Source organism: Streptomyces sp. NPDC001514 (genome assembly GCF_053597075.1).
In genome coordinates this window covers 53,866-80,392 of record NZ_JBSFHO010000032.1, presented here as the reverse complement: position 1 = coordinate 80,392, position 26,527 = coordinate 53,866, and the positions used below count along the sequence as shown (strand labels likewise).

Here is a 26,527-nt window from a genome sequence, read left to right as displayed (position 1 = left end):
GTGGCGATGCCGCGCCACTGTGCTTTCTCAGCTGATGGTGACGACACGCGCCCAGGGCGGCGGGGTGTCCGGGACGTAGTCGGGGTTCTCCTCGACCACGGCGCGGGCGGGACGGGGGAAGAGACCGACGACGGTGCGGCAGGGCGGCTGCGCGGACGGCCACGGAGTCTGACCGTCCGTCAGGGCGACGATCACGTCCGGGCGTGGCCGGGAGCGGAGCGACCGGGCAAAACCGGAACGCAGATCCGTTCCCCCGCCGCCGACCAGCTCCATGTTCTCGGCGCGGCAGAGCGGGACGGCGACCCCGGCCGCCGCGTCGCACGAGATCACCGACACCAGGTCGCGCCGCCCGCCCACCGCCCGCGAAATCGCCGCCACCTCCAGCAGCGCGCTGCCCAGCTCGGCGTCGCTCACCGACCCGGAGGTGTCGATCACGACACAGACCCGGGGCGGCGTACGGCGCAGGCTCGGCAGCAGCACCCCGGGGACACCGGCCGAGCGCCGGGACGGCCGTCGGTAGCTGTGGTCCTCGCCCACCCCCGGCGCACCCGCGGCCGAGCGGATCGCCGCCCCCAGCAACTGCCGCCACGGCTGCGGCGGATGGAACGCCTCTTCCGCCCACCGGCGCCACCCCTCCGGCGCGTCGCCCGGTCGGCCCTTGATCCCCTCTGCGACCCGGAAGCGGACCGCGTCCCGCTGCTGCCTGCTCAGCCCGTGTGCCCCGTCGGGCCCCAGCTCCCAGGGCCGGTCCTGCCCGTCGGCGCCGCTGCCGCAGTCCAGCCAGGCCAGGTCCGCGGCGAGCCCGGACATCGACGCCGTCCGCAGGTACTCCTCCATCAGCAGTCCGTCGGGCAGCCGCAACAGCGACGGCAGCACCGCCCCGGCAGGCCGGGGCAGACCGTCACCGTAGATGTCGTCGTTGATCTCGAAGTCGGCGGCGATGTTCCGCCGCAGCCGCTCGCCCGGCCCGTGCTCCTCGTGTTCCCGCGCATACCGCTCGCCTCGCCCGTGGTGGTCCCGGAGCAGATGAGAGACCTCGTGCACCCAGACGCCCGCCAGCTCCTCCACCGGGGTGCGCGCCACGAAGCCGGGGGAGACGTAGCAGCGCCAGTGCGCGTCCACCGCCATTGTCGGCACCGACCGGTCCTCCACCACGTGCAGCGCGAAGAGTGCGGAGGCCAGGTACGGACGTACCTTCACCGCGTGCAGCCGGGCGGCCAGCAACTTCTCCATGTCCAGCGGGAGGCCGGGCCGGTCGGCCGCCCCGCCGGAGCCGGCCGGCGGCTTCGGCAGGGTCGCCCGCACCGGGCGCGGCGGCGAGGGCCGGGACATCGGGCGCGGCAGCGGGCGCGGACCCGGGCGCTTGGCGGCCCCCGTCATCGGCGCGCCCCCGTCACACGCCCGGCGTCGGCCGCCGCCGCGACCCGCTTCACCGACCGGTCCGCGCGCCGGGCGAGACCGACCACCTCAACCAGCCGCTGCACCGCGTCCGGCACCTCCCAGTCGTCGCGCCGCAACGCGGCCAGCGTCGTCGCCGGGGCGACCAGCAGGTCCGGGGCGCCGGTCTCCAGCGCCCGGACCAGTACGGCCCAGCCCGCGTCCCACCGGCTCCGCTCCGGTCGAGCTCCGACGGCAGCCACCACCGCCTCCAGCGTCGCCTGCCGCAGATCGCCCCGTACCGGGAGCTCGGCGGAGGCCGGGTCGGCCAGCAGTGACTCCGGGTCCGGCAGGTCCATCCGGTCCAGATGGGCGAGGAGTTCGAGCCCCGGCCCGTCACCCACCGCGCCCCGCACCAGCAGCGCCAGCACCTCCCGCGAGACGGAGGCCGCCGTGCCGAAGGCCAGCAGGGTCAACGCGGCCTCCCAGCTCCGCGGCGAGGGCCAGGCGCCGCCGCGCCGCGTCTCGGTGCTCGGCAGCCGGTGGATCAGCGTCGGCCGGGCTTCCAGGAAGCCGCAGACGGCCCGCCGGGCGAATGCCACCGCCTCTGGCAGTCGCTCCGCCACCAGCCGGGGCAGCTCCGCCCGGGGCCACACCCCGCCCAGCCCGCGCACCACCACCTCCCGGCCGTGCACCCAGTACAGGTGCACGAACCGGTTGGCCAGCGGCGGGCTCAGCTCCCACCCGTCCGCCGCCGACGCGCGCGGATTGGCGGCGGCCACGATCCTTACCCCCGGCGGGAGTTGCAGCGTGCCGACCCGTCGCTCCAGGACGACCCGGAGCAGTGCGGCCTGGACGGCCGGGGTGGCGGTGGAGAGCTCGTCCAGGAAGAGCAGCCCTCGCCCGGCCCGTACGAGCTCCACGGCCCATTGCGGCGGTGCCATCGGCACCCCCTGCGCCGCCGGGTCGTCACCCACGATGGGCAGCCCGGAGAAGTCGGACGGCTCGTGGACGCTGGCGATCACGGTGGTCAGCGGTAGGTCGAGGGAGTCGGCGAGCTGCGTCAGGGCCGCGGTCTTGCCGATGCCCGGCTCGCCCCAGAGCAGCACGGGCAGGTCAGCCGCGACGGCCAGGGTGAGCGCTTCGAGCTGCTCGTCGGGACGCGGCTCGGTGGTGGTCGTGCGCAGGAGGGCCAGGAGGTCGTCGGCGAGGCCGAGTTGGGCGCCGGTCCGGGATGCGTCGGCGGGTGTGGGTGCGGGCGTGCCGGCGGTCGGGATCGCGGCGGGCATGAGGGTGCTGGAGGTCATGGGCATCACCTGGGGTGGGTCGAGGGAACGGGACGGCCCGTCCCGGATGTCGTGGGTGCTTGCGGCCCGGAAGGCGCGGTGAGGGATGAGGGAAAGGGGAAGCGGTGGGGGAAGCCGCGAGCGACGCGGTGAGAGAAGCGGTGAGGAAAGCCGTGAGGAAAGCCGTGAGGGATGTGCTGAGGAGAAAGGGATCGCAGCAAGGGCGGCGGGTCAGCCGGCCAAGCCGGTACGGGGCCGGGCCCGGCTGCTCCGCTTGCTGCGCATGGCGTGGGGCGCACGGCGGTCGAGCCGGGGACGGTGGCCCGCGTCCGCGTGCCCCACTCCCGAGGCGTCCCCGCCCGTCGCCGCGCCGGCAGCGGGGTGCACGGCGACCAGCCCCGAGCGGAAGAGCCCGTGGTCGATGCGGCGGGCCGCGGCCGACTCCAGTTCCTCGCGGAGCGGCCCGTCACGCAGGACCGCACCGGGACCCAGCAGCCCCTCGACCACGGCCAGTGCCCCGGCGACGTCACCGTGGCCGAGCCGCTCCCGGACCGCGGGCAGTGCCTTTGGGTTGCGGTGCACCGCGTCGATGGCCCGCAGGCAGGGCAGCGCGGGTCCGCCGAGTGCCACCAGCAGGTCCTCCCGGCGCAGTTGGTCCGGGTCGTGATCGATCGCTGTCAGCACCCCGTCCCGCAGCACGATCCGGTGGACCTCGCCCCGGCACTCCACCCGGTGCGGATCGCCGGGCTCGGGGGCGGGGCCGGCCACCGGTGCCGAGCTGGACGCCGCCAGTGCTACGGCGACGAGCGGATGCAGCCGCTCGGCCGCGACCAGCCCGGCCCGCAGCAGCTCCAGATCCGGAAGGACCCGTGCCGCCGCCTCCGGTAGCACCGGAAGCGCCGCGACCCCCTGCGGCGGCAGCGCCTCCCGCAGCGGCCGAAACGTCGGGGCATGGCTGTCGTCGGGGGCGACGAGTTCGAGCACGGCGCGGCTCCGCGTACTGAGCCGCACGGTGAAGGCCCCGCGAGGGCGCCCCTCGGCCCGCAACAGCAACTCCGCCTCGGCGGCCCAACTTGCCTCCGCCCACGGGGAATCGTGGACGGTGGGCCGATCGGCCCGATCCGGCAGGACTGGCCGGCTGGGTGCGTGGGATCGGTTGGGAGGCGCCATGGACGACGCCCCGCCCGCACCGCACCGCCGCGCCAGTTCGCCGCTCCACCCGGAGTCCCAGAGATGCCGGTGCAGGTCGAGCCGGAAACGCCGGTCGGGATGCGGGTGCGGGTGGTGCCCGGCGGCGCCGTCCCCGGACCCCTCCCACAGGGTCAGGGACATCCGCTGTCCGGCGTCCGCCCAGTCCGGCGGTGTCCGCACCACCAGCTGCAGCGGCGTGGCGCCGAAACTCCGGTAGCGGGCCAGAGAGATGGTGAGGCCGGACCGGAGTCGCCCGTCGGGGGCGATCCGGGGCATGTGCCAGCGGAGCAGATCCGGCGCCAGCCGACGCAGATCTGCACGGAGGTAGGTGACGAGATCGGTGCCGTGGCGGTCGCGCACGGCGCGCAGATCGAGATCAACGTCGATCCGGGCGGCGGCGCAGGCCCCCGCCCAGTCGCCGACCGCACGCCGTGCGGTCGCGGTCTCGATCATGGACGGTGGCACGGCGTACTCGCGCACGCGCTGCCACATCAACAGGCGGGCCGGAATCTCGTTCGCGAAGTGATGTGCCATCAGCACTCACCTTGTGCGAACGATTCCCCCAATCCGTACGAGGAGAAGTTCTTCATCTCCAGCATCGTAACCCACCCCGATGACGATCTGTCACTCCCATAGGCAGAACCGCCTAGGCAGTTTCGTTTGGATCACCGGGCGGACCAGAGGAAGATGTCCGCGATGTGCAGTCCGGCCAGGTAGATGGTGGCCGTTTTCTCGTAGCGGGTGGCGATGCCGCGCCACTGCTTCAAGCGGTTGATGCACCGCTCGAAGGTGTTGCGTTGCTTGTAGGCCTCGCGGTCGAAGGCTGGTTGCCTGCCGCCACGGCTGCCTCGGCGTAGCCGGTGGTCCCACTGGTCCGCCGGACCGGGGATCACCGCCCCGATACCGCGCTTGCGCAGGTGCTCGCGGATGGCGCGTGAGGAGTAGGCCTTGTTGGCCAGCACTACATCCGGCCTGGTGCGGGGCCCTCCACGGCGGCGGGGAACGCGTAAGCGGGCCACCACGTGCGTGAAGGCGGGCGGTGAACACCCGCTCCCAGGTGCCGTCGACGGCCCACATGCGCAGCCGGTTGTAGACGCCCCTCCAGTTGCCGTACTTCTCGGGCAGGTGGACCCACTGCGATGTCTGGAACTTCCAGGCGATCGCATCGATCACCTCACGGTGGTCCCGTCACCGGACACCCCGCTTCGGCGTCCGGTCCGGAAGCAACGGCTCGATCCGCGCCCACTGCGCATCAGCCAACGGCACACCCGGACCAACGATCAGATGATCGAAACGAAACGGCCTAGGGCCGCACCATGCCAGCCACGGCTATACCAAGGCCGACGAGCCCGAAGGCGACCAGCCCTGCGGTCCATACTCGATGGGAACGGAGCTTGACCAAGCCCTTGGACGGTACTTCTGCAGCCCGGCAGCGCTGTTCGGCCGGGGCATGGACCTCAGGGAGTCCTCTCGCCCTTTCAAACTCCTGCAGCCAGATGCTGTCAGCCAGTTCGTGACGGCGGTGCTTCGCCAAGAGCTGCACGGACATGAAGGAGACAACCATCGACAGCAACCCGGAAGTGACCTGCGCCAGTTGCCCCGTATCTGGACTAAGCGCGATCGTCATGAGGAACGCCTGAGCGGTCAGCCCCAGACCAGGGGCTTGCCACATCATTGCGTCGAACCCGGCTCTCCGGGTAGCCACCACTTGGTACTGGAGGAATGCTTGCTCATCGCTCGATGTTGGAGAGGTTGACATGAGCTCAATGCAATCAGCAGGTCGACCGATCCGCGGGTATATCGACAAGGTCGCCCGCTGTCTGACCACTGTCTACAACGGCAGTGGCAGTCATGGTGCGCCGCTGCTCAGAGACGCTTAAGTGACCTCGAGCTGTCGGACGTGCTGTCGATCGTCTCGGACTGACATCCACACCTGACCTCAACGACAGCAGACAGCAGCAGCCCCGAGCCCGCGACGACTTCGCCTCCCATGCATCCGAGACTCGCGAGGACCGTTGATCGAACTCCGAAGTCGGTGATCAGCCCGCATCTTAACAGCAGTGGCGTACAGCAACCGTCGCGACCGCAGCCGACCAGCAACGGCACAAGAGCCACGGATGACCAGCCGAGGAGACCTCAGCGACCCTCCCACCCGTAATCCGCATCGAGGGGCTGACACCGCGCTAGCTGTACTCGGCGAGGACTGGGGCCGACGCTGCTGCCGGTAGCGGTCCAGCGCCTGTCGGAGCACGGCGGCCCCACTGGGCACACGGTCGCTGAGTTGGGCCCAGCCAACGAAGCGCAGATGATCTGGGATCCGGACCAGTCCGGTGATCGCATCCCAGAAGGCGGCCCAGTGCATGCCGTAGAAGCCGGGGAAGTGCAATGCCTCAGCGAGCACTACATGCAGGCCGCGCTCATCGGCTGCTGCACTGACGTCGATAGCGAGCATGCTCGCGATCCTTACAGACGCGGAGTGACGTGGTCTGCGCCAGAGTCTCGCCGCGTTGGGCACCAGGGCCGTCCCCGGGCCGTCCGATGTTGCCCGACGACAGCCAACAATGACCAATGACGAGTAATCCAACGCCCCCGACAAGCCCCCCGAGCTGCCAAAACCCACATCGCGAAGATCCGTAGCAAGACCCAGAGCAAGAAGTAGCCCTAGGTTGGATCCTGCGACTGAGCCGACAAGTTGTGCCACTCGTGACCGCATCCGTCGGCGCAGTACAGCGCGCGCCTGCGGGTGTCGGCGATGCCGAAGAGGGCGACGAGCAGGCGAAATGACTTCGTGAGTTCGTAAGCCGGAAGGTGTTCCATCCCGAAGCGCCACTTCGTGAGCATCACCGCAGGCGTGTGGGTGGGCCGAATGCCTGAGCGCGCGATGCTCTCAGACACATCGTCCTTGCGCGCGCGGGCCTGACCGCAGAACAGCACCAGCGTGTGCAGGACCCTGCGCTGGCCATGCTCCGAGAGGCCCTCGAACCACTCGACACCCTCAGCCGCCGGCCTGAGCCCTTGTGCGAGTTCGTTCAGGATCACCTCGTGTGCGTACAACACAGCCGCCCACCCCCATGCCATCAGGCCGACGGTACGCCCACGACCGCCCGCCAGCATCACAGTTTTGCGTGTTCTACGTGCCCCTCACGTGCCCGATCGGACAGGGAACAACGGGGACCACCGGGCGCTCACAGCGACCGGACAGGCCGACGGCCCCCTGACCATCGATCCTGGCAGGGGCCATTTCACATGGCGGTGGGTGTGGGATTTGAATGCTCGGTGACTCGCGCCACGACGGTTTTCAAGGTCGATGCCGGCTTGAATCGGTCATTGAGGCTCCACCGACCTACTGCAAGCGGCCTTCGTCGCTGCCTATGGGCGTGGGACTTCGATGCCGTCCAGCAAGGCGACGGCGACGTCCACTGCGTCGTGCAGACGGAAGTTCGTCGCTGACCTAATCACCTTGACTGCCTCACGTTCCTGATGAGCCTGCATGAGTCGCCGCGCCTCACGCTGTGCTTCGGCAGGGACGGCCAGTTTGCGAACACGTTCTGGCAGGGGGCGCATCCACGGCGGCAGACCATCCCGCCGCGTTCTTTCTTCCCTGGATCTCCGCTGGAACCCGAACAACACAACCCCCTAGTACTCCAGCTGTAGTTCGTGATGATCCGTGGGGCAAAGTGGGGGCATGACTACGTACGAGACGATGCCGTTCCACCTTGAGACCGAGCGGCTGATACTGCGGCCGTGGGCCGAGTCGGACGCCGCTGAGTTTTGCGCCCTCCTCTCCGAACGCGGCAAGGGGACCCCCACGGTTGAGCACATCCGGACGTCCATCGCGGAGCTGCTCACCGCGACGGCGACTACGGGGATCGCCCTGTTGCCCATCCAGCGCCGTGACGAAGGCGACTTCATCGGCTACTGCGGGCTGATCATCGGCCGAGCCACCGTAGAGGAGCCTGAAATCGCGTATGAGCTGTTCCAGCGCGCGCATGGGCGTGGCTACGCCACCGAGGCGGCCGGCGCGGTGCTCGATGCTGCTATCGCGACCGGGCGGAAACGGCTCTGGTCGACCGTCGGCGCGTGGAACACACCGTCGCTCCGTGTCCTTGAGAAGCTCGGGTTCGAGCGGGATCACGTTTCCACGGAAGACAACGGTGAAGTGGTCTGGCTCACACGCTCGTTGCCATGACGCGGGGTCGCACCCCTGGAATTGCATGCTCACATGATCGAGTGCGCTCCGGCGGAGCGCCGGGCATGCCGAAAGCGGTTGGTACTCCAGGTGTAGATCGTGATCTTCATGTCTGGGCTGCGGCTTGTCGACGGTAATGGCTGGCCTGTGATCGTGCCTGATGGCGGCGTCGCCAGTCGGACCAGCTGATCCGGTGAGCGAGGTCGTTCAGTGGGCGGACGGCGATGGTGAGGAACAGGTGCTGGATCTCGTTGCAGGTCAGCGGGGCCAGGTCGTCCGGACCAGTGCGCCGTGCGTGCTCGTCTGCGCGGACGACGGCGAGGAAGGCGTGAGCGAGCATGGCGAGGGTGATCCAGCGGCTCCAGGATGGGTAGCGGCGGACCTGGTGTTCCTCGAGTCCGGCCAGCGCCTTCCCGGTCTGGAAGGTCTCCTCCACCCGCCACCTGGATCCTGCCGTCCTGACCAGGGTGCGCAACGGAGCCGGCCCGGTGGAATGGCAGCGGTAGTGGATGAGTTCGCCGGTCGTGCGGTTGCGCCGGATTAGTAGCTGACGGTGGCCCGGCGTCGGGTCGGTGAGGTCGATGATGGCCCAGTCGTAGTAACGGTGCCCCTTCGCACCGGGGCCGGCGGACAGCTTCTGCCAGGCCCGCTTCGGGAGCTTGCTGGCCAGCACGTCGGCGCGGAACCTTCCCGCACCGGTGGCCACTTCGGCCGAGCAGGCAACCGCGAGGACATAGCCCAGACCGCGTTCTTCCAGGGCCGCCCGCAGTATCGGGTTGCCGCCGTAGACCTCATCGCCCGCCACCCAGTCGATATGGTGCCCGGCGTCCAGGAACCGTTCGATCATCGTGCGGGCCAGCTCCGGCTTGGTCGCGAAGATGGTGCCCTCGGCCAGCCCGGCCGCCCGACAGCGGTCCGGGTCCGAGGTCCATGAGCGTGGGACGTACAGCTCCCGGTCCACGGCCGCGTGTCCCCGTGCCCCGGCGTAGACGAGATAGACGGCGACCTGGGAGTTCTCGATCCGGCCGGCGGTTCCGGTGTACTGGCGCTGGACCCCTACGGTGCGGGTGCCCTTCTTCACGTCGCCGGTCTCGTCCACGACCAGGACCGCCTCCTCGTCGTGGAGATGCTCCACGACGTACTCGCGTACATCGTCACGCACCGCATCGGCGTCCCAGGACGCCCTGCACAGCAGATGCTGCATGCCGTGCGGGGACTTCTCCCCCGCCCACTCCGCGATCGTCCAGCAGTTCTTGCGGGGCAGGTTCGACGGCAGCCCCAGCATCAAACGCCCAGCCCGCAGGCGGGGTTCGACCCGGGCGAAGCGGCCCGCGATGCGGCCCATGGTCACCTCGAACGCATCCCGCCAACGGCCTGGATCTATGCTGTGACCTGCGGCCACCGTCTCATCGTCAGTCCACACAACTCACGATGATCAACGGTGGCCGCACTCGTATTCGCACCGGCCCGACCAGCAAGATCACGATCTACAGCTGGAGTACTAGGCCAGTGGCTGAACGTTACCGCGCCGGGCCGTCTCTGGGCCGTCCGAGGTCAGCTTCTGCGCGCAACGTTGGCCAATGGCCGCCCAACCGAGGCGTGCCCCCTGCGTGCCCGATGAGAGGGAGACGAGCCGGGAACCACGGGGAATCAGGGCGACGCAGCAACTCCGCGGCAGGTCAGTGTCATCGCAGCTCAGCGTGCAAGCACGAGCAAAGTGCGTTACGACAACCTCAAGGCCGCCGTCGCCCGGGTGCTGGGACTGAGCCGGGCGAGGGTGGAGGCCGACCGGTGGATTGCCTTCAAGTCGCATGTTCGGCATTGAGAGCTTCTATTGCCGGCCCGAGCAGCCGTTCCTCGTCGGTCTTGGACGGGGTGATCTGCAGCAGCGGAACGAGCTCGCCGGTGCTCGGCAGCCGGTATTGGACCAGGCTGTGGTGCGAGATCTCGCTCAGCTCCTCGATCCGGATGCCGGTCATGCGCGGGATCTCGATCGCGGCCCAGCCCCAGAAGGCGTTGCTCTCCTCCCGCGCCAGGTTCCAGCGCCGGCCGGTGGCGGGTTCTTCAGCCCAAAGGTGAGGCGAATGCCGCTTGAGGATCGCGCGTCGCAGCGTCTGGCCGCCAGCGGTGAACAGCTCGCGGGGGGCGGGCCCGTCCGGCGGCCTCCAGGCGGGCGGCGGCGGCATTGCGGTTCCGGTCGACGGCGCCGATCAGGGACGGCAGGACGGGGAGGCGCCAGGTCAACCCCCAGGTTGCCACCCGCCATACCTACTGCTCGCCCCGATGCAAAGCTGAAGCAGCCCGCCGCCGACGACGCGAGCGCGACGACGTCAACGACACCGTCGAGACAGAGCCGACCAGGCGGCCATTGCCCGAGCCCACCGCGCTGACACCGACCGCAACCCGCAACTGCCCCACTGCAACAGACCAGTCACCATTGTCGCTCTGCTGGCCACCCCGGAAACCGCCCATCCCACCATTCCCGCAACAAGCCCGGACGTGATTCCCATGCGCAGAGGCTGAACTCGCTCCAGGGAAACCCGCGCGACATGACCAGTGGCCGTTCAATATCGTCGCCCTGAGAAAGGACGTGGGCATGGCACTGGTGAAGAAGGGGTCGCGGCGCATAACCGTCGACGGCACTACCTACCGATGGAGACTTCGCGGAAGGCCCACCTACGACCAGGGACTGGTCTCGTCGCCCCTTACCTAGGCAGTCGAGCACGCCGAGGCTCCCGGCAGCACGCTGGTGATCACTACTAACCAGACGCACCCAAGCAACTGGCTCGACGCACAGGCCAACCCCATCCTGCCCTCCGACGTTGCCGACAGCATTCGCACTGCTCGCGCCAACGGATGGGCACCCGAGAGCCCCGGTTCTCCGTTCCATCCTTGATCTTGCGTGGGTATCCCCGGCCTCAGCCGGGGAGGGAAACGCATCCATGGCGCGGAGGTGCGAAGCGCCGGAGTTCTCTTCGTTGTCAGTGACGTTTTCTCAGCGGTGATTATTTCCAGACGCAGTTGAGGACGAGGGCGGCTCGGGCGATGTCGCCGATCCGGCTGGGGCTGAGGGTGACGTGTTGCAGGGTTCGCCACCGTTGTTTGAGCTCGGCTGCGGCGCGTTCGCCGAGGGCGCGGACGCCTCTGATCAGGTTGTTGGTGGTGCGCGTGTCCGCGTGCAGGGTCTGCTCGGACCGGCCTTTCAGGCGCCGGACCGGGACGAGGATGCCGATCCCCGCGCCGATGTAGCCCTTGTCGGCGAGGGTGGGCAGGCCGTCGGCGGCTGCCTTGTACAGCGCGGGCAGTGCGTGGATGCGTGCGGCGGTGATGTCGGGGGTGGAGCCGGGCTCGACGTGGGAGACCCACAGTGGGGTGCCGTCCGGGGCGGACAGGAACTGCACGTTGCCGCTGAAGGTCTTGTGTCTCTGGCTGAACCACAGGTCGTTGCCGTTGTCGCGGACCCCGGCGAGGCGGTCGGACTCGATCAGCGTGCCGTCGAGTATCACGTGCGTCATGCCCTCGCGTCGGCAGCGGTCCAGGACCTGGTGCAGGTCCGGAGCCTGGTCGGCGAGGACGTCGATGCCTTCGTGGAGGTAGCGGTAGCCGGTGGCCTGGGAGACGCCGGCGTCTCGGGCCAGGCAGTGTACGCAGCCGCGCTCGCGGAACCAGCGCAGGACCAGCACGGCCTGGCGGAACGGGCCGAGCGCGCGGCTGCCGCGCCGGGTGCCGATGCGCCGTCGGTGTGCGGCCAGCAGACGGGACAGGTACTGAACGACGTGGCGCGGGACGTCGAGCGTGGCAGCATAAGTGACCAAGGTGAGGCCTCTGGCTCGGCAGACAATCTTGTGAGAGAGGCCTGTCCTACCAGGGGCTTCACGTCTGTCCGAGCACGGGCCCGCATATCCGATCCGCGCTGGATCGAGTGGTTCAAGCCTTCTCGGCGCGGATCGAATAGGTGAGGGGGATGCGCGGAGCGCCCTCAGGATGCCGGTAGATGTTGCCGTCGTGGCGCTCAAGCGACTGGCGTTGGAGGTAGAAGGTGTGGTCGTGCTCGTGGAGGAACCGGATCCGTAGCCCAGCTCCGGCGATCGCCGAGACAACGGTCGACAGACTGTGCCGCCACTCGACGGTCTCGTCGTGCTCGGTCCTGGCCGTCTCGTCGGCGTAGGTGCCCGGGCCTCCCGAGGCTTCGGGACCCTCTTCGAAGTAGTCGTGCGTGACCGTGCTTCCGGTCTCGTCGTCGAGGACGAAGCTGAAGGGATGGAACTCCGCAAGGTACAGGCACCCAGCGGGAGCGAGCAGTTCAGCGACCACCGACGCCCAGCGGCTGATGTCGGGAAGCCAGTTCAGCGCCCCGAAGCTGGCGTAGACAATGTCGAAGGTCTCCCCCTCGACCGCCGAGACCGCGTCGTAGACGTCCGCGGTCAGGAAGCGTGCGTCGATGCCGAGTTCGGCCGCGAGTTGTGATGCCGCTGTGATCGCGGGTGGAGAGAAGTCCAGCCCGGTGACCTGTGCTCCTCGTGCCGCCCACGACAGCGTGTCCCGGCCGAAGTGGCACTGCAGATGGATCAGGCGCTTGCCCCTGACATCTCCCACCTCGGCCGTCTCGAAGTCCTTCAGCGAATCGGGCCCGGCGCGGAACCCCTCCACGTCGTAGAAGGCCGCGCTCAGATGAATGGGCACCCGCTCGTCCCAGTACGCCTTGTTCAACTCCCGCCAGCGCCCTGCCAGGTCAGCCATGAATCCGGACGATACACGGAGGCGGACGGGCGCACTACGCTGCCGGACTCGCCAACCATTCGGTGGCCACCAGCAGCTCGAACGGCTCTCGAAATCCGACTTCGGATGCACGTGCGGGGACAGCTCCGCCAACCCACGGTTGATCCTTCGCGCCCGCTGCGCGGCACGTGCGGGCTCTCGGCGAGCGACTGCCGCCGAGCTCAAGCAGCGATGACCTGCCGGTGTGCCACTGACAATGCCCCACCTCGCCCGTCCCGCTCGGCTCCAGCCGCATCGGCGCGGCCTCGCCCGCACTGCACGTTCTCAACGGAATCTGAAAGTGATCATCGCTGAGAAAACCTAAGTGGCCTCCGCTAGGTTGATCACACATGGGCCGAAGGGGGGTGGGTCGGGTGATGCGTGCGTACAAGTTCCTCCTGCGGCCCACCGTTGGCCAGCAGATCGCTCTCGGCGAGATGCTGCGCGATCACTGCTCCCTCTACAACGGGGCGTTGCAGGAGCGCCGGGATGCCTACCGGCATGTCTCCAGGACGACGGTCCGGTACGGGCAGCAGTCCGCGCAGCTCAAGGACATCCGGGCGTTCGACCCGCAGCGGCAGGGCCGGTGGTCGTTCTCGTCCCAGCAGGCGACGCTTCGCCGGCTGGACAAGGCGTTCGCCGCGTTCTTCCGCCGGATCAAGGCCGGAGAGAAGCCTGGCCATCCCCGGTTTCGTGGGGTGGGCCGGTTCGACACGGTGGAGTTCCCCAAGGACGGCGACGGCTGCCGGTGGGACTCCACCCCCAACGGCCCCGTCACCCGCGTCCGCTTCCAGGGCGTCGGGCACGTCCGGGTGCACCAGCATCGTGCCGTGGTCGGCAAGGTCAAGACCGTCTCGGCCAAGCGTGAGGGCAAGCGGTGGTACGTGGTGCTGACCGCCGAGCAGGCCGAGCCCGAGCCGCTGCCCCCGACCGGCAGCGTGGTCGGCATCGACATGGGCATAGCCTCGTTCCTCACCACATCCAACGGTGAGCACGTCGCCAACCCGCGCCACGCCCGTAAGGCAGCCGCGAAACTCGAAGCCGCACAACAAGCCCTCTCCCGGTGCAAGCGCGGTTCGAAGCGCCGCCGCAAGGCCGTGCAGAAGGTTGCCACCCTGCACCGCAAGGTCCGCCGCCAGCGCCTGGACCACGCGCACAAGACCGCTCTTGACCTCGTACGCGAACACGACTTCATCGCGCACGAAGACCTCAAGATCCGCAACATGAGCGCCACCCCCGCACCCAAGCCCGACCCCGACCAGCCAGGCACGTTCCTGCCCAACGGGGCCGCCGCCAAAGCAGGGTTGAACCGTTCGATCGCTGATGCCGGATGGGGGGTGTTCCTCGCGATCCTGAACGCCAAGGCTGAGAGTGCCGGACGTGAAGTGATGGCCGTGGAACCCCGCAACACCTCCCGGCGGTGCCCCGAATGCGGGCACACCGCCAAGGAGAACCGGCCCACTCAGGAGAAGTTCCACTGCCTCTCGTGCGGCCACCAGGCGCACGCTGACACGGTGGGCGCCCTGAACGTTCTACGGGCCGGGCTGGTCCGTCGCGACGCCTACCAGGCTTAGCGAGAAGCCCCCGGCTTTAGCTGGGGGAGGAGTCACCTCGACCAGTCAGAGGGCTTCGTCTCCTCTCACTGAGCCGTTTCAGCGTTGCCTCTCCAGGGTGAGGACGGCTTTGGCGATGACGGTCATGCGGTTGGGGCTGATGCGGGATCTGCGGAAGATCTGCCAGGACTTCAGCCGTGCCATGGCGCGCTCGACCGGGGCCCTTTGCCTGGGCGAGTGCCCGGTTGACGGTGCGCTGGGTCGGGGTGAGCTCTCCGCGGGGTGGCCGTCTGAGGCCGGTGGTGACCCAGGGGTTGGCGTCGGTGTAGGCGCGGTCGGCGAAGACGGGGACGCCCTGGCGTTCGCAGATCCGGATGATGCGGTGGGTGCAGGCTGCGGTCAGGTCGTGGGTGCGGCCCGGCAGGGCGGGCGAGATCCACAGCAACTCGCCGGTCGGATCGGTGAGGACCTGGACGTTCACGCCGTGTCGGCGGTGCTTGGCCGAGTAGTCGGCGCGGCTGTCGCCGACGCGGTCGCACTCGGCGAGGGTTCCGTCGAGGAGGACGAAAGCGGGGTCGTTCTCGCGCAGGGTCTTGAGCAGGCCCGGGGCCCGGTCGGCGAGCAGGCTGGTGACGGCGGTGACGGCGGTGACGTAGGCGTGCGCGGTGCCGACGGATATGCCGAAGCCGGCCGCGATGCGGGGGAGGGTGTCATGGCGGCGCAGGTACACCAGAGCAACGAGCGCGCGCTGGTGCGGCGGGAGTTTGCACCGCCGGTCACCCTCACGGGTGACAACGAGCATCGTGACCCACTCCACCAGCCCGTGCGGGAGGTCGAGTGCGGCAGGATACGGGACCAACAGAGCTCCTGCGCCGGTGGGTTGAGACGTCGAACACCTCCCTCAACGGCACGGGAGCCCTGTCTGTTGCGGACCCCGCCCTCACGCCGCTTTCGTCACCCGATCGGTGGCCACGCTGAAAAGGCTCAGTCACGGAATGCGCAACGGCCCGCCGACTCAGTCGGCAGCCCGTCGAGAAAGATCGAGGTTAGTCAGACGCATCGTCTCTTTGATCTATTCGTTTCTCAATGGAACGCACCCCGCCATCGGCTTGAATTCTCGCGAGAATCTTCCCGAGTTCAGCCAAGGACTCTTCGGCGAGCAACGAAGGATTCGTCTCGAGTATCAATCTGATACTGTCCCCGATTTGCTGAGGCGTGAACTTTTCAACTGTGCTCAACTCCAAAGAGTCATTGTCGTTCTCGATCCGAGCATTACGCAGAATTCTCATCTGCTCATCGCTGAATAGCCTAGCCACCAGGGCTGCGGCAAAGCGGGCCGATGCTTCTTCGTTGCTCATGCTTACTCGATCTTCTTCGAGTTCAGCAATCGCTTCTTGCGAGGGCTCTGAAGGTACAGATTCAATCAAGGTGGCCGACTCGGTAGGTGCGTCTGGGCTGTCGTCCTTGCGAGTCCGGGCAAGTCTGTTACGCGTCGACTTCATGAACGGGAGGGCCTGATCGTTCCACCATCTCTTGAGGTGTGGTGCAGCCCTCTCCGCAGCTTTGATGAGAATAACCAGGGCCTCGAGTATCTCCTCGGGTTCCAAGCGCTCCCGTGCTCGGGAATCCGACTCACACTCACACTCGTTCGTATCGAAAAAGAGCGACGGTGATTCCGTTGGTGAATCTTCCTCGTTCTCGTCGTCAGGAATGAACCTGCCATGGCCGACGAGGCGCCCTTGGCTATCGTACAGATTATGGTGGAGGCCACCATCTTTTGACTGACCAGGAGTCAGTCCATCAGAATACTCAAAACGGCCACTAACGCTAGCCATTTGCCACTCTCCCCCTAAAGGCATGCACGGCAGATGCGCCCCCGACCACAGTTGGCCTTCCGACTCGTCCAGGGCATGCAACACGCTGCCATCCGGCGAACGCGGCGAGCTCCTCCAGAGCCGTGCTCCAACTGTACTTGCGACCGCTGACGCTTCCACGTGGCTTGTGTGCGTACGTCTCCCATGAGCGGCCACGGGGGAGGCGATGCTCACGTTCAAGGATCCGGCCGCCGGTAACGCTGAGGCGCGGCACGCGCTTCGCACGCTCGCCCACGCGACGCAAATAACACCGTGGAATCGCGGTGCGGAGGTAGGGCCATTTACAAGCCGGCACGTCGGGGCCACAGCAGGCTGTCACGGCTCACGGATGTTGACCCGTTGTCACGGAGCGTTTTCAGCAGGCCACTGATCGGGTGACGGAGGCGCGATGAGGCAGAGGCCAGCAACACACAAGGCCCCCAGTGCCGTTGAGGGAGGGGTTCGAAGTCTCAACCCACCGACGCAGGCGCCCTGTTGGTTCCCTATCCTGCCGCACTCGACCTCTCGCACGCCGTGGTCGAGTGGGTAACGATGCTCATCGTCACCCGTGAGGATGACAGGCGGTGCAAGCGTCCGCCGCACCAACGCGCGCTGGTCGCTCTCGCCAATTTCGTATCCCGTGGACTGTCAGAGGTGTCTGGGAAGCTGCCGTTCAACGGGTAACCGCAAGTGAGGAGCAGGTCGGGGTGGGGTTCGTGGGTGAGGTCTGGAGTCTGGTCCGCCAGGACGAGGTGGTGGGCGAGATCGTGATCGAGGAGGCCGACTTCCCGTGGCTGCACGGCCGATTCGAGCCAGGTACGGCATATTCCGTGGTTGAGCCGCTCTTCAGTCGGTCGCTCGCACTGGCCGAGGCGGAGGAGTGGGAGGCGTTCGACGACGCGTACGAGGAGATCACAAGGGCCGTGTCGCTGGTCTCGCCTTCGGGGCCGGTGGCCGAGTTCCTGTTGCACATCCAGGACGACAGAGCCTGGTTTCGGTGGAGCGACGAGCCGTTCGACGGGGGGGCAGGATGATCGCGGTGGCAGGTAGGTCGAGTCCGTCCGAGGGCGGTGGAAGCGGCTCCGATCTTCCGGTGATGTCCTGGGAGCGGTTCTGGCAGCTGATCGAGGTTCTTGGCGGCGAGGCCCGCGGTGAGACGTGCCAGGACTTGGACGAGGCATGCGCCCGCCTGACCGAGGTCCTCGCGCGGGAGCCGGTGGGCCAGATCATCGGCTTTGGTGAGCGTCTTGCGGAGGCCCTCTACCGGCTGGACCAGGAGGTCTTCGGCACTCTGCCCGTCTTTGGGATGGAGCTGTCGGACGGCTCGCCGTTTCCCCAGTCGGACGACAGCTTTCTGTACTCGCGCGCTGCTGTGGTGGCCGCTGGCCGTCGGGCATACGAGAGCGTCTTCGGCCATCCGGAACGCTTCGTGCCGTTCACGGCGCGACAGTGCGAGCTGCTGCTCTACGTGCACGAGGAGGCATTCGAGCAGGTGACCGGGACACAGTGGGATCGCCTCACTCGCTACAGCTACGAGTCGTGCTCGAACGAAGACGGCTGGCCCGAGCTCCGCAGCTGAAGCACCCCATGTTTCTCGGCGTTGCACATCAAGTGGCAACTGGATGAGCGTGAGTTGTCCTTTGCGGTCTTTGGCGAACACCTCGTGTGGTTATACCCCCAGGGGTGCCGGGTGAGGCTTCATTTCGTCTGCCATTGGTGGCGCGAACCGATTGGCCGCGCCGCACAAGGGGCAGATGATCCCGGCCGCTCACCGGGCGCCGGTCTCGGCGTACTTGGCGTCGGGGTGGATGGCTGGGGTCGGGGCGATAGGGCAGTAATGAACCGTTCGGGTCAGGTCGGGCGCAGGCATCGGGATCTCTCCTTGTGGTGCGAGCGGCGCGTGGGCCACGGCCGCGGCGGCGAACCTGCGGTGCCGCGAAGCGGGTGGCCCGTGTTCAGGCGGATGTTTGCCGGGGTGCCCGGGTCGGGGGCCGTGTCAGGCGTGCCAGGGCGGTGGCGTGGGCGGTGACGGGTAGTCCGGTGAGAGCGTCGCGGGCCTTCTGGGCGTGGTGGTCGGCCAGCGCGTGCGCGGCGTCCAGGGCGCCGGTCTGCTTCAGGAGGGCTCGCGTGCGGCGCAGGGCCGTCTGCGGGTCGGCTTCGTCGAGCACCGCGCGGCGCAGGACCGCGCGGTCCGCGGCGGCGGTGCGTTGGTGGGCGATCAGGACGGGCAGGGTTGGGCAGTGGTTGCGCAGGTCGCTGTCGGCGGGCTTGCCCATCGCGTCTGCGGTGGCCGTGTCGTAGGGCAGGAGGTCGTCGCGGATCTGGAAGCAGATGCCAAGGTGGTCGCCGAACGCACCCAGCTGGTCCGTGGCGGTTGTGTCGCCGCCGCCGAGGATGGCGCCGACGCGGCAGGCGGCCTCCAGCAGGGCGGCGGTCTTGCCCCGCGCCATCGCCAGGTAGTCCTCGACACTGAGGTCCAGGTCGCCGCGCATGGCCAGTTCGGAGTAGGCACCCTGACAGACCGCGACCCCGGCGGCCGCCTGCACGCGCATGGCGTGTGTGACCCGCTCGACGGGCACTCCACGGTCGACGCAATCGGCGAGCGAGGCGAACCAGGAGAAATACAAGGCGTTCCCGGCGACGATGGCCTGCGCCGGGCCGAACGCGGCGTGCACAGCCGCGCGTCCGCGTCGACGGGCGTCGCGGTCGATGATGTCGTCGTGCATCAGGCTGCCGACGTGCGCGCCCTCTATGCCGGCAGCAGCGGGCAGCACGGCCGCCAGTTCACCACCGACCGACAGAGCCGAGTACACCACCAGGGAGGGCCGCAGCAGCTTGCCGGGCGGAAGCAGCGCGTAGCGGTGAACCGCGTCCAGGCCGGACGAGCCTTCGGGCCACCGGCGGGCGAACTCGGCTTCGAGGATGCCTTGGAGGCGTGGGTCGTTCGAGGGTCCGGGTGGTGGTTGGTCGCCGGTCTGTCCGGGGCGGTGGACGGCACGCTGGCGCCGGCATAGCCACCGACGCAGGAAGCCCGCGACTTTAGTCGTGGGTGGAGTCACGCTGCCTGCCTTCGCCTCGCTGATCTGTCCCTTCACGATGAGGGGCAGCCGCTGTCAGGGGAGGTCCGCATCACCGGTTCGGCCCACAGCGATCGCCCCAGGGGTGGAGGCATAGTGCCGCTGGTTGACGGCCCGCGCCGGGGCCGGACGGGGGAGGCCTGGGCACGGCACATCAGCGATGTCGAAGCTCGGTCGGTGCCTCTTCCTACGGGCGTGGAGGACCTGGGGGAGCGCGTGGAGCAGCAACTGATGGCCCTTGCCGAGGACTCACCTGTAGCCGCCTTGGAGGCGGTGGCGGCGTTGGAGCGCATCACCTGCCGCATCGGCCGCCAAGCCGCGTGCAATGCGCAGAGCGACGCGGAAGCCGATGAGTTGCCCTTGGAAACGGCGGCGCGGCGCCGTTCGGCGGAGACTTTTGCTTTTCGTGCCATGACTGGCTAACTCCGAGGTGTGCCGCTGGATGTGCTCCCTTCCTGCGACCGGAGTAGCCGTTCCACCCGGACCAGGGTCCCGATCGTGCAGACGGCGCTGACGAGCATGACGAACCAGCCGATGGCCCACCACATCAAAGTCCCGCCGCGGCGTCCCGATCCCCGCCGTGGGCTCGGCCTCACGGCCTTTGGCCGGCACCGGCAGCAACGGCCGGATGGCCACCCACTCCGCGTCCGTCATGTGCGACGGATACCGGCGCACCCGACCGGGATGGTCGGCCGCGTTGCCGTACACGTGCGCGAGGCAATCACACGACCGAGCGGCCGAGTTGAACTGGACGGGCGCGGGCGCGTACGACAACGACACCAGGGCCTCCCGGTAGTGCTCGGTTTGATTCGCATCCCCGAGCTACCGAGAGGCCCTGCTTTCATGCGCGCACAGCCGGAAGATCGCCCGACCAGAACTCTGGTCGACCCGCATGTTCCAAGATCGGTTGAGATGCGGCTTCTAAAGCCGCACGCCGACCACTTGGTGCACTGAGGACACTGCGCTTGCCCCTTCACCTACAGCGGCGGCGACGCGCTTGATCGATCCGTGGCGCACATCGCCTGCTGCGAAGACCCCGGGGATGCTGGTTTCGAACGGCAGCGGCCCACGCCCGAGGATTTGCCAGCGTTGGCCGAGATCTTCCGGCGGGATGTGCGCATCGGTGTGGATGAATCCGTTCTCGTCCACGGAGCAGTCGCCGTACAGCCAGCCGGAAGCGGGATCCGCTCCGATGAAGCAGAACAGTCCTCTGCACGGCTTCACGGCTTCTTCTCCGGTCACCGAATTGGTCAGCCGGACCGCCTCCAGCGACGAAGCGCCTTCAAGGGCAGTGATCTCGGTGGAGGTGCGGACTGAAATCATGGGGTCCGAAGCGATCCGATTGACGAGATAGGATGACATGCGAGCCCCGATATCCTCCCCGCGGACTACGAGATCAACGGTGCAGCCCCTGCTGGACAGGAAGAGCGCGGCCTGACCGGCGGAATTTGCCCCTCCGGCGACGACTACTTCTCTGCCCGCGCAGGAACGGACTTCCAGCTCCGTGCACGCGTAATATATTCCTGCATGCTCGAACTCGCTCCATCTCGCGATCGGAAGGGATCGGTAATGGGCGCCGGTTGCGATGATGACAGCTCGAGTGAAAATTTTCGTCCCGTCGAACAGGGAAACTCTCAACTGTTCGCCGCTTATGTCGAGGGCTGTCACCCTGCTGGGGAAGTACATGCGTGCGCCAAATTTGAGAGCCTGAATCGAGGCAAGCTTTGTCAGTTCTGCGCCGCTCACGCCGTGCGGGAATCCAAGGTAGTTTTCGATACGTGAACTCGCCGCAGCCTGGCCGCCGGGGCCGACGGCGTCCAGCATGACGGTGCTCAGGCCCTCGGAGGATCCGTACACCGTCGCTGCGAGGCCGGCCGGCCCGCCGCCGATGACCACCAGATCCACGTCTTCGTCCCTGGACTGCCTGTAGGACAGTCCGAGGCTTTGCGCCAGCTGCTCGGGGGTGGCCTTCCGGATCCAGGCTCCGGGCAGGAACACAGCGGGGAGGTCGTCGACGCTCAGGGAGGAGATGTCCGGGCGGGAAGCGGCGGCCGGCGTGTCCACATCCAGCCAGCGGTGCGGAAGTTCCATTCGCGCTACATAGGTCCGCAGTGACATCGACTCGGCCGAGAAGGCGCTTCCGATGATCTCTATGGTCTCTGCGGCCGCTCCCATGAGGATGTCGCGCCTCGCCTCGAAAGCGGCGAGGAGCAGATCCGATATTTGGGGGTCTGCCGCCATAAGAGAGCGGAACTTCTCGGGAGACAGTCGGTGGATGCGGCCGTTCTCCACGGCGCGCGCGGACAGATTGACGGACTGCCCGGTGAGTATTCCGAGTTCGCCCAGGAATCCGCCGGGGCCGAAAGTTGCGATCACTTCTTCCGGAGAACTCGACGATGCCTCCCGCACAATTTCTATGGCTCCGGACTCGATCACGACCAGGTCGTACGCCTCATCTCCGAGGCGGTAGATCATCTGACCTGCGGATATACCCTCGGTCACACCAAATTCGGAAATGCGATTCAATTGCCTGTCGTCGAGGATCGCATACGCCTTTCTTTCTCGATCTCCGTGGTCGGCGTGCGGGTTGGTCATTTCTGCTTCTTCCTCCGGTTGACCGTCGATATCCGCCGGAAGCGCCCTGCAGGCCTGCCCAAGGCAATGTCTGCGACTCTTGCCCCGACACCCGAAGTAGTCGCCCCGGGTTCCACCAACCTTCTGCGGTTTCGTGGCTCAGTACGTGGATTCATGAGGGGCGCCTTCGCCCAGGACGGCCTGAACGTCATCCTGGACAAGTCGAAGGGGGAGGACTCGGCGTCGATGGTGACCGGACTTCTGGGGCTCCTTGCCGACTCGCGGTGCAGGGCCACGTGGGACGCCGAGGTGGGTGGACACCCCGGCCGCGTACCCGGCCCCGCCCCGTCAGTGTCAGGTTCATTCCTTGACCGGACCGGTTGAGGGATCACCACGGCGTCTCCGAGGCGGTTTTCCGGGCACTGGGCATACCGGTGACGCCGACAACCTTGGGATTCCTGTTGTGCCCGGTACTTCGCAGGGTCAATGCGGAACTCGTTCCCGCGCGAGGTGATCGGGAACGCGATCAGGGTGTCTGCGAGCGTGCTGCCGGGAAATCGGATGGACGGCGCCATGGCGCTCTTACCTGTGGACGGCGCGAAGGCTGGGATGATGCAGACGAGTTCCTTGACTGCCTCGTTGCCAACCGCGGCCTCAGTGATCACCATGCTGCCGTAAGAATGGCCGACCAGCGCGGCCGCTCCCCCCGCAGCCGCGGTGACACCAGCCAGGTAGCAGGGGTCGGTCCGCAGACTGCAAAGCGGGTTCGCAAGTCCGATCGCCCCGTAGGAGGCGCCCACGAGCTGTCGACCACCCGGTACCAGCTCGCGGACTGCGCGAAGGCGCCGTGGGCGAGGAACGTGACGGGTTGGTGATCAGGCATCTCCCTGCTCTTCAACTCGTGGGCGGCAGTACCTGCTCCGCGTTTGTCGTTGACAGCGGCAAAGCGCATTTACCTTTGTCGAGCCTGGCCCAGGCGGGCTGCGGCAGACCGTTCGCCGCTGGGGGATCGCTCGTGTATCCACGCGGTTGCGTCGCACTCGAGCGTCTTTCGGGGATTGCCGTGCCGCCCCCGCCATGCGCACACGGGCGAACGCACACGGGGATCCGCTGTTTGAGCCAAGCCTCCCAGGCATCTGAGCCCCGCGCACGAGCAGATGCTGTTCCCCCGCACGCGTACCTGCTCGGGGGACGGCCCCGGCATCAGCCGCTGCCCAGAGAGCTATTCACCGCCGGGCCGTGGCTATACGGGAACAGGGCCTTCGAGCGGGGTGCACGGCAGGTGCGCACTCCCGGCGGTGCGCCGCCCCGGGCAGAGTTATTGACAAATAGGTACAGAATCCCCTAAACTCAACATTTGAATGCGAAGACCTCCGCAGACGCCGAGGGCGTCGTCAAGTGGCCGTGGGTCACTTGACGAGCGGAGCCGCACGGTGCTCCTACGGTTCTCAGCAGACCGAACGCACCGCCGGGTCGGTTGCTCACGCCGATGCCGGGCAGCCCGCGCAATCGACCAGGCCATCCGCCACGGTCATGAGGTGCTCATGGGCAACAGTCGGGGCCCCAAGACCCTCGAAGCCCTCGCCTGCTCACCCCGTTCTTGATCCGCACTCACTACTCGGAGACGAGTTCCATGCTCGCCATTCACCTCACGCAGTTCGGGGAGCCGGCGCAGAGCCTGAAGGTCGTGGACGTTCCCGAGCCGCCGGCTCCTGCCGCCGGGCATGCACTGATTCAGGTCGAGTACGCCCCGCTCGACCACCACGACCTGCTCCTGGCGCAGGGCACCTATCCGCTCCGGCCAGAACTGCCCAGCGTCATCGGCAACGAGGGAGCCGGCACGGTCCTGGCCGTCGGACCGGACGTCACCCACATCCGCCCCGGCGACAGGGTCCTGCTTCCCTTCGGCACCTTCGCCTGGTCCGAACAGGTCCTGGCGGAGGCCGCGAAGCTGACCGCCGTGAACAAATCCATCGGCCTCGACCAGGCGGCGATGCTCAGCATCAACCCCACCACCGCAGGTCTGCTGGTGGAGTCGCGTGACCTTCCGGCCGGCTCTTGGGTGGTGCAGAACGCGGCGAACAGCGGGGTCGGCCGGTCCGTCATCGCCTTCGCCAAGGAGCGCGGGCTTCGCACGATCAACATCGTCCGCCGCGAGGAACTCGTCACCGAACTCGAGGACCTTGGCGCCGACATCGTGCTGCTCGACTCCCCGGACGTGGCCACGCGCGTGCGTGCGACCATCGGCAACGATCCCGTGCTGCTGGCGCTGGACGGCGTCAGCGGAAAGGCCACCTCGCTCCTGCTGGACGTGCTGACCGAAGGCGCCCTGCTGGTGATCTACGGCTACATGAGCGGCGAGCCCTTCACGCCCGACCAGCACGTGCTGAAAGCCAAGAACATCACCACAAGGGAGTTCTGGATGTACCAGGACGAATGCCTTCCCCGTCATCCGGACCTCAGCGCGGAGTCCGCGCGGCTGGTCGCCGAGGGAAAGCTCGTGTTGCCCTCCGCCCCTGTCTACAGGGCCAAGGACTTCTTTAAGGCCCTCGCGTACTTGCGGAGGAACGGCAAGGTCCTCCTGGACTTCAACCCTTGCCGCGTGTAGGCGTCGTCGCAGCCCAGTGCCGATACGGCACGAGCGACTGGAACCTGGGCGACGAGCTCGGCCCCCGATCTCCGCAGCAGCCTCATTCGCTGCACCCGCCGAGCGGCCGTTGCCTGAGGCACCAGGCTTCAGGACGCGCACAAAGCTGGCGCGCCTCGCCGGTTGCAGCTCCCCCGGTTCGATCCATTTACCAATACCGGGCAGCTCGCACGGTCTTGGCACACGATCGAGGAAGAACACCATGGACACACACCGCACCATTGGCGTACTCGGCGCAGGAGAGGTGGGACAAGCGGTCGCCGACAAGGCCATCCGCTACGGCCATGAGGTGGTCATCGGCAACAGGCGGGGCCCGGAGACCCTCGAAGCCCTCGTGGACAGGCTGGGGCCGAAGGCCCGCGCGGCAACGGCCGAGGAGGCGGCGAGGCCGGAGCTGGTGTTTCTCTCGGTGCCGTTCTTCGCCGTGCCGGAACTGACGGACCTCACCAGCTGGTCCGGGAAGATCGTCGTCGATACGACGAATCAGTTTGCTGCGGCCAACCCCTGGCGGGGCCGGTACGACGTCGGTGACCTCACGGGCAGCGAATGGGTCGCCCAGCACCTTCCGGGCGCCCGGATCGTGAAGGCTCTCAACACCTTGTTCGCCCCGTTCATCGCCGCAGACCCCCGGCATGCCGAAGGCCGGCAAGTGGCCTTCTACGCAGGCGACGACGCCGACGCGAAGACAGCGGTGGCCGGCTTGCTGGACCAGTTCGGATTCGCCGCCCTGGACCTTGGCGGTCTGCGCGAGGGCGGCCGACTGATGCAACTGGACGGCGCACTCAGCGCGAAGCACCTGCTGCTGCAGGACGTCGGCTGACGCCCGCCAAGCCCCACACCAGCACACAGGAGGAGCCGTCATGAACCGTCGAGTCGTCTACACCCGCGGCGGATCGCCCGCGGACGTCCTGACCGTCATCGAAGAGCCGGAGCCGACGCCTCAGCACGGCCAGGTCCTCATCCGCACCACGGCTTTCCCGGTGCACCGTGGTGATCTCCTGGCCATCGAAGCCTATCCCGGGACGGCTGCAGAGCCGGTTCCGGGCGGCGTGGAGGCCACCGGCGTGGTGGAGGCGATCGGCCCGGGAGCGCGCGTGGCGTCGGGTGTCGAGGTCGGCGGCCGCGTATCGGTCTTCCTCCACCCAGGGGCGTGGTCCCAGTGGATCGTGGCGGACGCCGAGGTGGTCGTCACCGTCCCGGACGGGCTGTCGGACGAGGTCGCCGCGCACATGATGGTGAACCCGCTCACCGCGGTGATGCTGCGCCGTGAGGCACAGGAGCACCTGGCCTTCGGATACGACGGTCTTCTGGTGCAGACCGCCGCGGGCTCGTCGGTCGGGCGGCTGGTGACGGCCGTGTGCCAGTTCCACAACCTGCCGCTCGTCAACGTCGTCCGCAGCGACCGCGGTGCCGCCGAGCTGCGCAAGCGGTTCCCGGACGTGCCGGTCGTGTCGACAGAGCATCCTGGCTGGGCCGACGAGGTCCGCAAGGCAGCTGACGGCCGTCCGGTAAGTGTGGCCTTCGACCCCATCGGCGGGAAGCTCGCGGCGGACCTTCTGGACCTGTTGACACCGGGCGGGAAGCTGGTTGTTTACGGGCAGCTCGCCGAGGAACCGATCTCGGTGCACGCGTCGACGCTGCTGCACAAGTCGCTGACGCTGCGGGGCGCGACCCTCGGCCGGTGGCTGTTGGAGGCCTCCGCCGAGAGGCGGGCATCCGACGTCGCCGCGGCGAAGCAGATTGCACTGGCGCTCAAGGACCAGTTCGACGTGGCCGCTACGTACGGCCTTGGCGAGCTGGCCAACGCCGTGGAGCACGCGGTACGGCCCGGTAAGGTCGGCACCGTCCTCATCCGCCCCTGGTAGCCGCCGCCAGGCCCCAGCCGCCCTCGGCAGCCTCTGTCCTGCCCCGCTGAGCGGCGGGATCTTCGATCCAGAACCAGTCACACCAGGCCAACGCCGAATCTCCGCCTCAGGACACCAGCAGGTCGCCATGTCACCGAAGGCGATCTCGGCTGTTGTA

At 67.8% G+C, this 26,527-nt stretch carries 21 protein-coding genes and 3 pseudogenes; 9 read left to right on the top strand and 15 right to left on the bottom strand.

Annotated elements, in window-relative coordinates:
• Window positions 1–27: 27 nt before the first annotated feature.
• The 7 genes and pseudogenes from ACWCXB_RS28245 to ACWCXB_RS28215 form a co-directional block, all read right to left on the bottom strand.
• On the bottom strand, window positions 28–1,233 hold the full coding sequence (locus ACWCXB_RS28245; protein WP_450726606.1) for a vWA domain-containing protein: 1,206 nt from the start codon (window positions 1,231–1,233) through the stop codon (window positions 28–30).
• A gap of 143 nt (window positions 1,234–1,376) precedes the next feature.
• A complete protein-coding gene (locus ACWCXB_RS28240; protein WP_450726581.1) occupies window positions 1,377–2,684 on the bottom strand; it encodes an AAA family ATPase in 1,308 nt (435 codons plus the stop codon).
• Between the two features lie 210 nt (window positions 2,685–2,894).
• Window positions 2,895–4,388: a hypothetical protein gene (locus ACWCXB_RS28235; protein ID WP_450726580.1), complete on the bottom strand. Its 1,494-nt coding sequence runs from the start codon at window positions 4,386–4,388 to the stop codon at window positions 2,895–2,897.
• Window positions 4,389–4,519: 131 nt separating this feature from the next.
• A pseudogene (locus ACWCXB_RS28230) lies at window positions 4,520–5,135 on the bottom strand (transposase).
• A 22-nt stretch (window positions 5,136–5,157) separates the two neighbouring features.
• The gene (locus tag ACWCXB_RS28225; protein ID WP_450726579.1) at window positions 5,158–5,481 is read right to left on the bottom strand and encodes a hypothetical protein; all 324 of its coding nucleotides are present in this window, start codon (window positions 5,479–5,481) and stop codon (window positions 5,158–5,160) included.
• Window positions 5,482–5,793: 312 nt separating this feature from the next.
• Window positions 5,794–6,306, bottom strand: coding sequence for a barstar family protein (locus ACWCXB_RS28220; protein WP_450726578.1), 513 nt, complete (start codon window positions 6,304–6,306; stop codon window positions 5,794–5,796).
• Between the two features lie 209 nt (window positions 6,307–6,515).
• Window positions 6,516–6,893 carry a DUF5958 family protein gene (locus ACWCXB_RS28215; protein WP_450726577.1) on the bottom strand — a complete coding sequence of 126 codons (378 nt, stop codon included), beginning with the start codon at window positions 6,891–6,893 and terminating at the stop codon, window positions 6,516–6,518.
• 646 nt (window positions 6,894–7,539) lie between these two features.
• Here ACWCXB_RS28215 and ACWCXB_RS28210 point away from each other — a divergent pair.
• Window positions 7,540–8,043 (top strand): GNAT family N-acetyltransferase, encoded by a 504-nt coding sequence (locus tag ACWCXB_RS28210; RefSeq protein ID WP_450726576.1) that lies wholly within the window; start codon window positions 7,540–7,542, stop codon window positions 8,041–8,043.
• Window positions 8,044–8,149: 106 nt separating this feature from the next.
• On the opposite strand, the gene ACWCXB_RS28205 is transcribed toward ACWCXB_RS28210, so the two are convergent.
• The 4 genes from ACWCXB_RS28205 to ACWCXB_RS28190 form a co-directional block, all read right to left on the bottom strand.
• A complete protein-coding gene (locus ACWCXB_RS28205) occupies window positions 8,150–9,388 on the bottom strand; it encodes an IS701 family transposase (RefSeq protein WP_450726575.1) in 1,239 nt (412 codons plus the stop codon).
• Window positions 9,389–9,845: 457 nt separating this feature from the next.
• The gene (locus ACWCXB_RS28200) at window positions 9,846–10,229 is read right to left on the bottom strand and encodes a hypothetical protein (protein ID WP_450726574.1); all 384 of its coding nucleotides are present in this window, start codon (window positions 10,227–10,229) and stop codon (window positions 9,846–9,848) included.
• A gap of 819 nt (window positions 10,230–11,048) precedes the next feature.
• Window positions 11,049–11,858, bottom strand: coding sequence for a transposase family protein (locus ACWCXB_RS28195; protein WP_450726573.1), 810 nt, complete (start codon window positions 11,856–11,858; stop codon window positions 11,049–11,051).
• Between the two features lie 112 nt (window positions 11,859–11,970).
• Window positions 11,971–12,783: a class I SAM-dependent methyltransferase gene (locus ACWCXB_RS28190; protein WP_450726572.1), complete on the bottom strand. Its 813-nt coding sequence runs from the start codon at window positions 12,781–12,783 to the stop codon at window positions 11,971–11,973.
• 392 nt (window positions 12,784–13,175) lie between these two features.
• On the opposite strand from ACWCXB_RS28190, the gene ACWCXB_RS28185 reads away from it, so the two are divergent.
• A complete protein-coding gene (locus ACWCXB_RS28185; protein ID WP_450726571.1) occupies window positions 13,176–14,375 on the top strand; it encodes an RNA-guided endonuclease InsQ/TnpB family protein in 1,200 nt (399 codons plus the stop codon).
• A gap of 78 nt (window positions 14,376–14,453) precedes the next feature.
• Here ACWCXB_RS28185 and ACWCXB_RS28180 read toward each other — a convergent pair.
• Window positions 14,454–15,213: pseudogene (locus ACWCXB_RS28180) on the bottom strand (transposase).
• A 187-nt stretch (window positions 15,214–15,400) separates the two neighbouring features.
• Window positions 15,401–16,273, bottom strand: a complete 873-nt coding sequence (locus ACWCXB_RS28175; protein ID WP_450726570.1) for a hypothetical protein — start codon at window positions 16,271–16,273, stop codon at window positions 15,401–15,403.
• 429 nt (window positions 16,274–16,702) lie between these two features.
• On the opposite strand from ACWCXB_RS28175, the pseudogene ACWCXB_RS28170 reads away from it, so the two are divergent.
• The 3 genes and pseudogenes from ACWCXB_RS28170 to ACWCXB_RS28160 all read left to right on the top strand — a co-directional run.
• Window positions 16,703–16,831 (top strand): annotated as a pseudogene (locus tag ACWCXB_RS28170) (IS5/IS1182 family transposase); the annotation flags it as partial.
• Between the two features lie 83 nt (window positions 16,832–16,914).
• Window positions 16,915–17,241, top strand: a complete 327-nt coding sequence (locus tag ACWCXB_RS28165; protein ID WP_450726569.1) for a hypothetical protein — start codon at window positions 16,915–16,917, stop codon at window positions 17,239–17,241.
• A 5-nt stretch (window positions 17,242–17,246) separates the two neighbouring features.
• Window positions 17,247–17,786, top strand: coding sequence for a DUF4240 domain-containing protein (locus ACWCXB_RS28160; RefSeq protein WP_450726568.1), 540 nt, complete (start codon window positions 17,247–17,249; stop codon window positions 17,784–17,786).
• Between the two features lie 376 nt (window positions 17,787–18,162).
• Here ACWCXB_RS28160 and ACWCXB_RS28155 read toward each other — a convergent pair whose 3' ends face one another.
• A complete protein-coding gene (locus tag ACWCXB_RS28155; RefSeq protein WP_450726567.1) occupies window positions 18,163–19,266 on the bottom strand; it encodes a polyprenyl synthetase family protein in 1,104 nt (367 codons plus the stop codon).
• Between the two features lie 234 nt (window positions 19,267–19,500).
• Between ACWCXB_RS28155 and ACWCXB_RS28150 the strand changes: the two genes are divergently transcribed.
• A complete protein-coding gene (locus tag ACWCXB_RS28150) occupies window positions 19,501–19,707 on the top strand; it encodes a hypothetical protein (protein WP_450726566.1) in 207 nt (68 codons plus the stop codon).
• Between the two features lie 498 nt (window positions 19,708–20,205).
• Here ACWCXB_RS28150 and ACWCXB_RS28145 read toward each other — a convergent pair whose 3' ends face one another.
• The gene (locus ACWCXB_RS28145; RefSeq protein WP_450726565.1) at window positions 20,206–21,879 is read right to left on the bottom strand and encodes an FAD-dependent oxidoreductase; all 1,674 of its coding nucleotides are present in this window, start codon (window positions 21,877–21,879) and stop codon (window positions 20,206–20,208) included.
• Between the two features lie 1,612 nt (window positions 21,880–23,491).
• Between ACWCXB_RS28145 and ACWCXB_RS28140 the strand changes: the two genes are divergently transcribed.
• The 3 genes from ACWCXB_RS28140 to ACWCXB_RS28130 all read left to right on the top strand — a co-directional run bounded on the left by ACWCXB_RS28140 (window position 23,492) and on the right by ACWCXB_RS28130 (window position 26,370).
• Entirely contained in the window at window positions 23,492–24,466 is a 975-nt protein-coding gene (locus tag ACWCXB_RS28140; protein WP_450726564.1) for a zinc-dependent alcohol dehydrogenase family protein, read from the top strand.
• Between the two features lie 241 nt (window positions 24,467–24,707).
• Entirely contained in the window at window positions 24,708–25,325 is a 618-nt protein-coding gene (locus tag ACWCXB_RS28135) for an NADPH-dependent F420 reductase (protein ID WP_450726563.1), read from the top strand.
• A gap of 40 nt (window positions 25,326–25,365) precedes the next feature.
• The gene (locus tag ACWCXB_RS28130; protein ID WP_450726562.1) at window positions 25,366–26,370 is read left to right on the top strand and encodes a zinc-binding dehydrogenase; all 1,005 of its coding nucleotides are present in this window, start codon (window positions 25,366–25,368) and stop codon (window positions 26,368–26,370) included.
• Window positions 26,371–26,527: the final 157 nt, after the last annotated feature.

Excerpts from the sequence above, each read along its gene's own strand:
- ACWCXB_RS28205 (WP_450726575.1), bottom strand. The coding sequence starts at position 9,388 with ATGGGCCGCATCGCGGGCCGCTTCGCCCGGGTCGAACCCCGCCTGCGG.
- ACWCXB_RS28225 (WP_450726579.1), bottom strand. The coding sequence starts at position 5,481 with ATGACGATCGCGCTTAGTCCAGATACGGGGCAACTGGCGCAGGTCACT.
- ACWCXB_RS28240 (WP_450726581.1), bottom strand. The coding sequence starts at position 2,684 with ATGACCTCCAGCACCCTCATGCCCGCCGCGATCCCGACCGCCGGCACG.
- ACWCXB_RS28130 (WP_450726562.1), top strand. The coding sequence starts at position 25,366 with ATGAACCGTCGAGTCGTCTACACCCGCGGCGGATCGCCCGCGGACGTC.
- ACWCXB_RS28235 (WP_450726580.1), bottom strand. The coding sequence starts at position 4,388 with ATGGCACATCACTTCGCGAACGAGATTCCGGCCCGCCTGTTGATGTGG.
- ACWCXB_RS28245 (WP_450726606.1), bottom strand. The coding sequence starts at position 1,233 with ATGGAGAAGTTGCTGGCCGCCCGGCTGCACGCGGTGAAGGTACGTCCG.
- ACWCXB_RS28220 (WP_450726578.1), bottom strand. The coding sequence starts at position 6,306 with ATGCTCGCTATCGACGTCAGTGCAGCAGCCGATGAGCGCGGCCTGCAT.
- ACWCXB_RS28200 (WP_450726574.1), bottom strand. The coding sequence starts at position 10,229 with ATGCCGCCGCCGCCCGCCTGGAGGCCGCCGGACGGGCCCGCCCCCCGC.
- ACWCXB_RS28145 (WP_450726565.1), bottom strand. The coding sequence starts at position 21,879 with ATGACCAACCCGCACGCCGACCACGGAGATCGAGAAAGAAAGGCGTAT.
- ACWCXB_RS28140 (WP_450726564.1), top strand. The coding sequence starts at position 23,492 with ATGCTCGCCATTCACCTCACGCAGTTCGGGGAGCCGGCGCAGAGCCTG.
- ACWCXB_RS28210 (WP_450726576.1), top strand. The coding sequence starts at position 7,540 with ATGACTACGTACGAGACGATGCCGTTCCACCTTGAGACCGAGCGGCTG.
- ACWCXB_RS28190 (WP_450726572.1), bottom strand. The coding sequence starts at position 12,783 with ATGGCTGACCTGGCAGGGCGCTGGCGGGAGTTGAACAAGGCGTACTGG.
- ACWCXB_RS28135 (WP_450726563.1), top strand. The coding sequence starts at position 24,708 with ATGGACACACACCGCACCATTGGCGTACTCGGCGCAGGAGAGGTGGGA.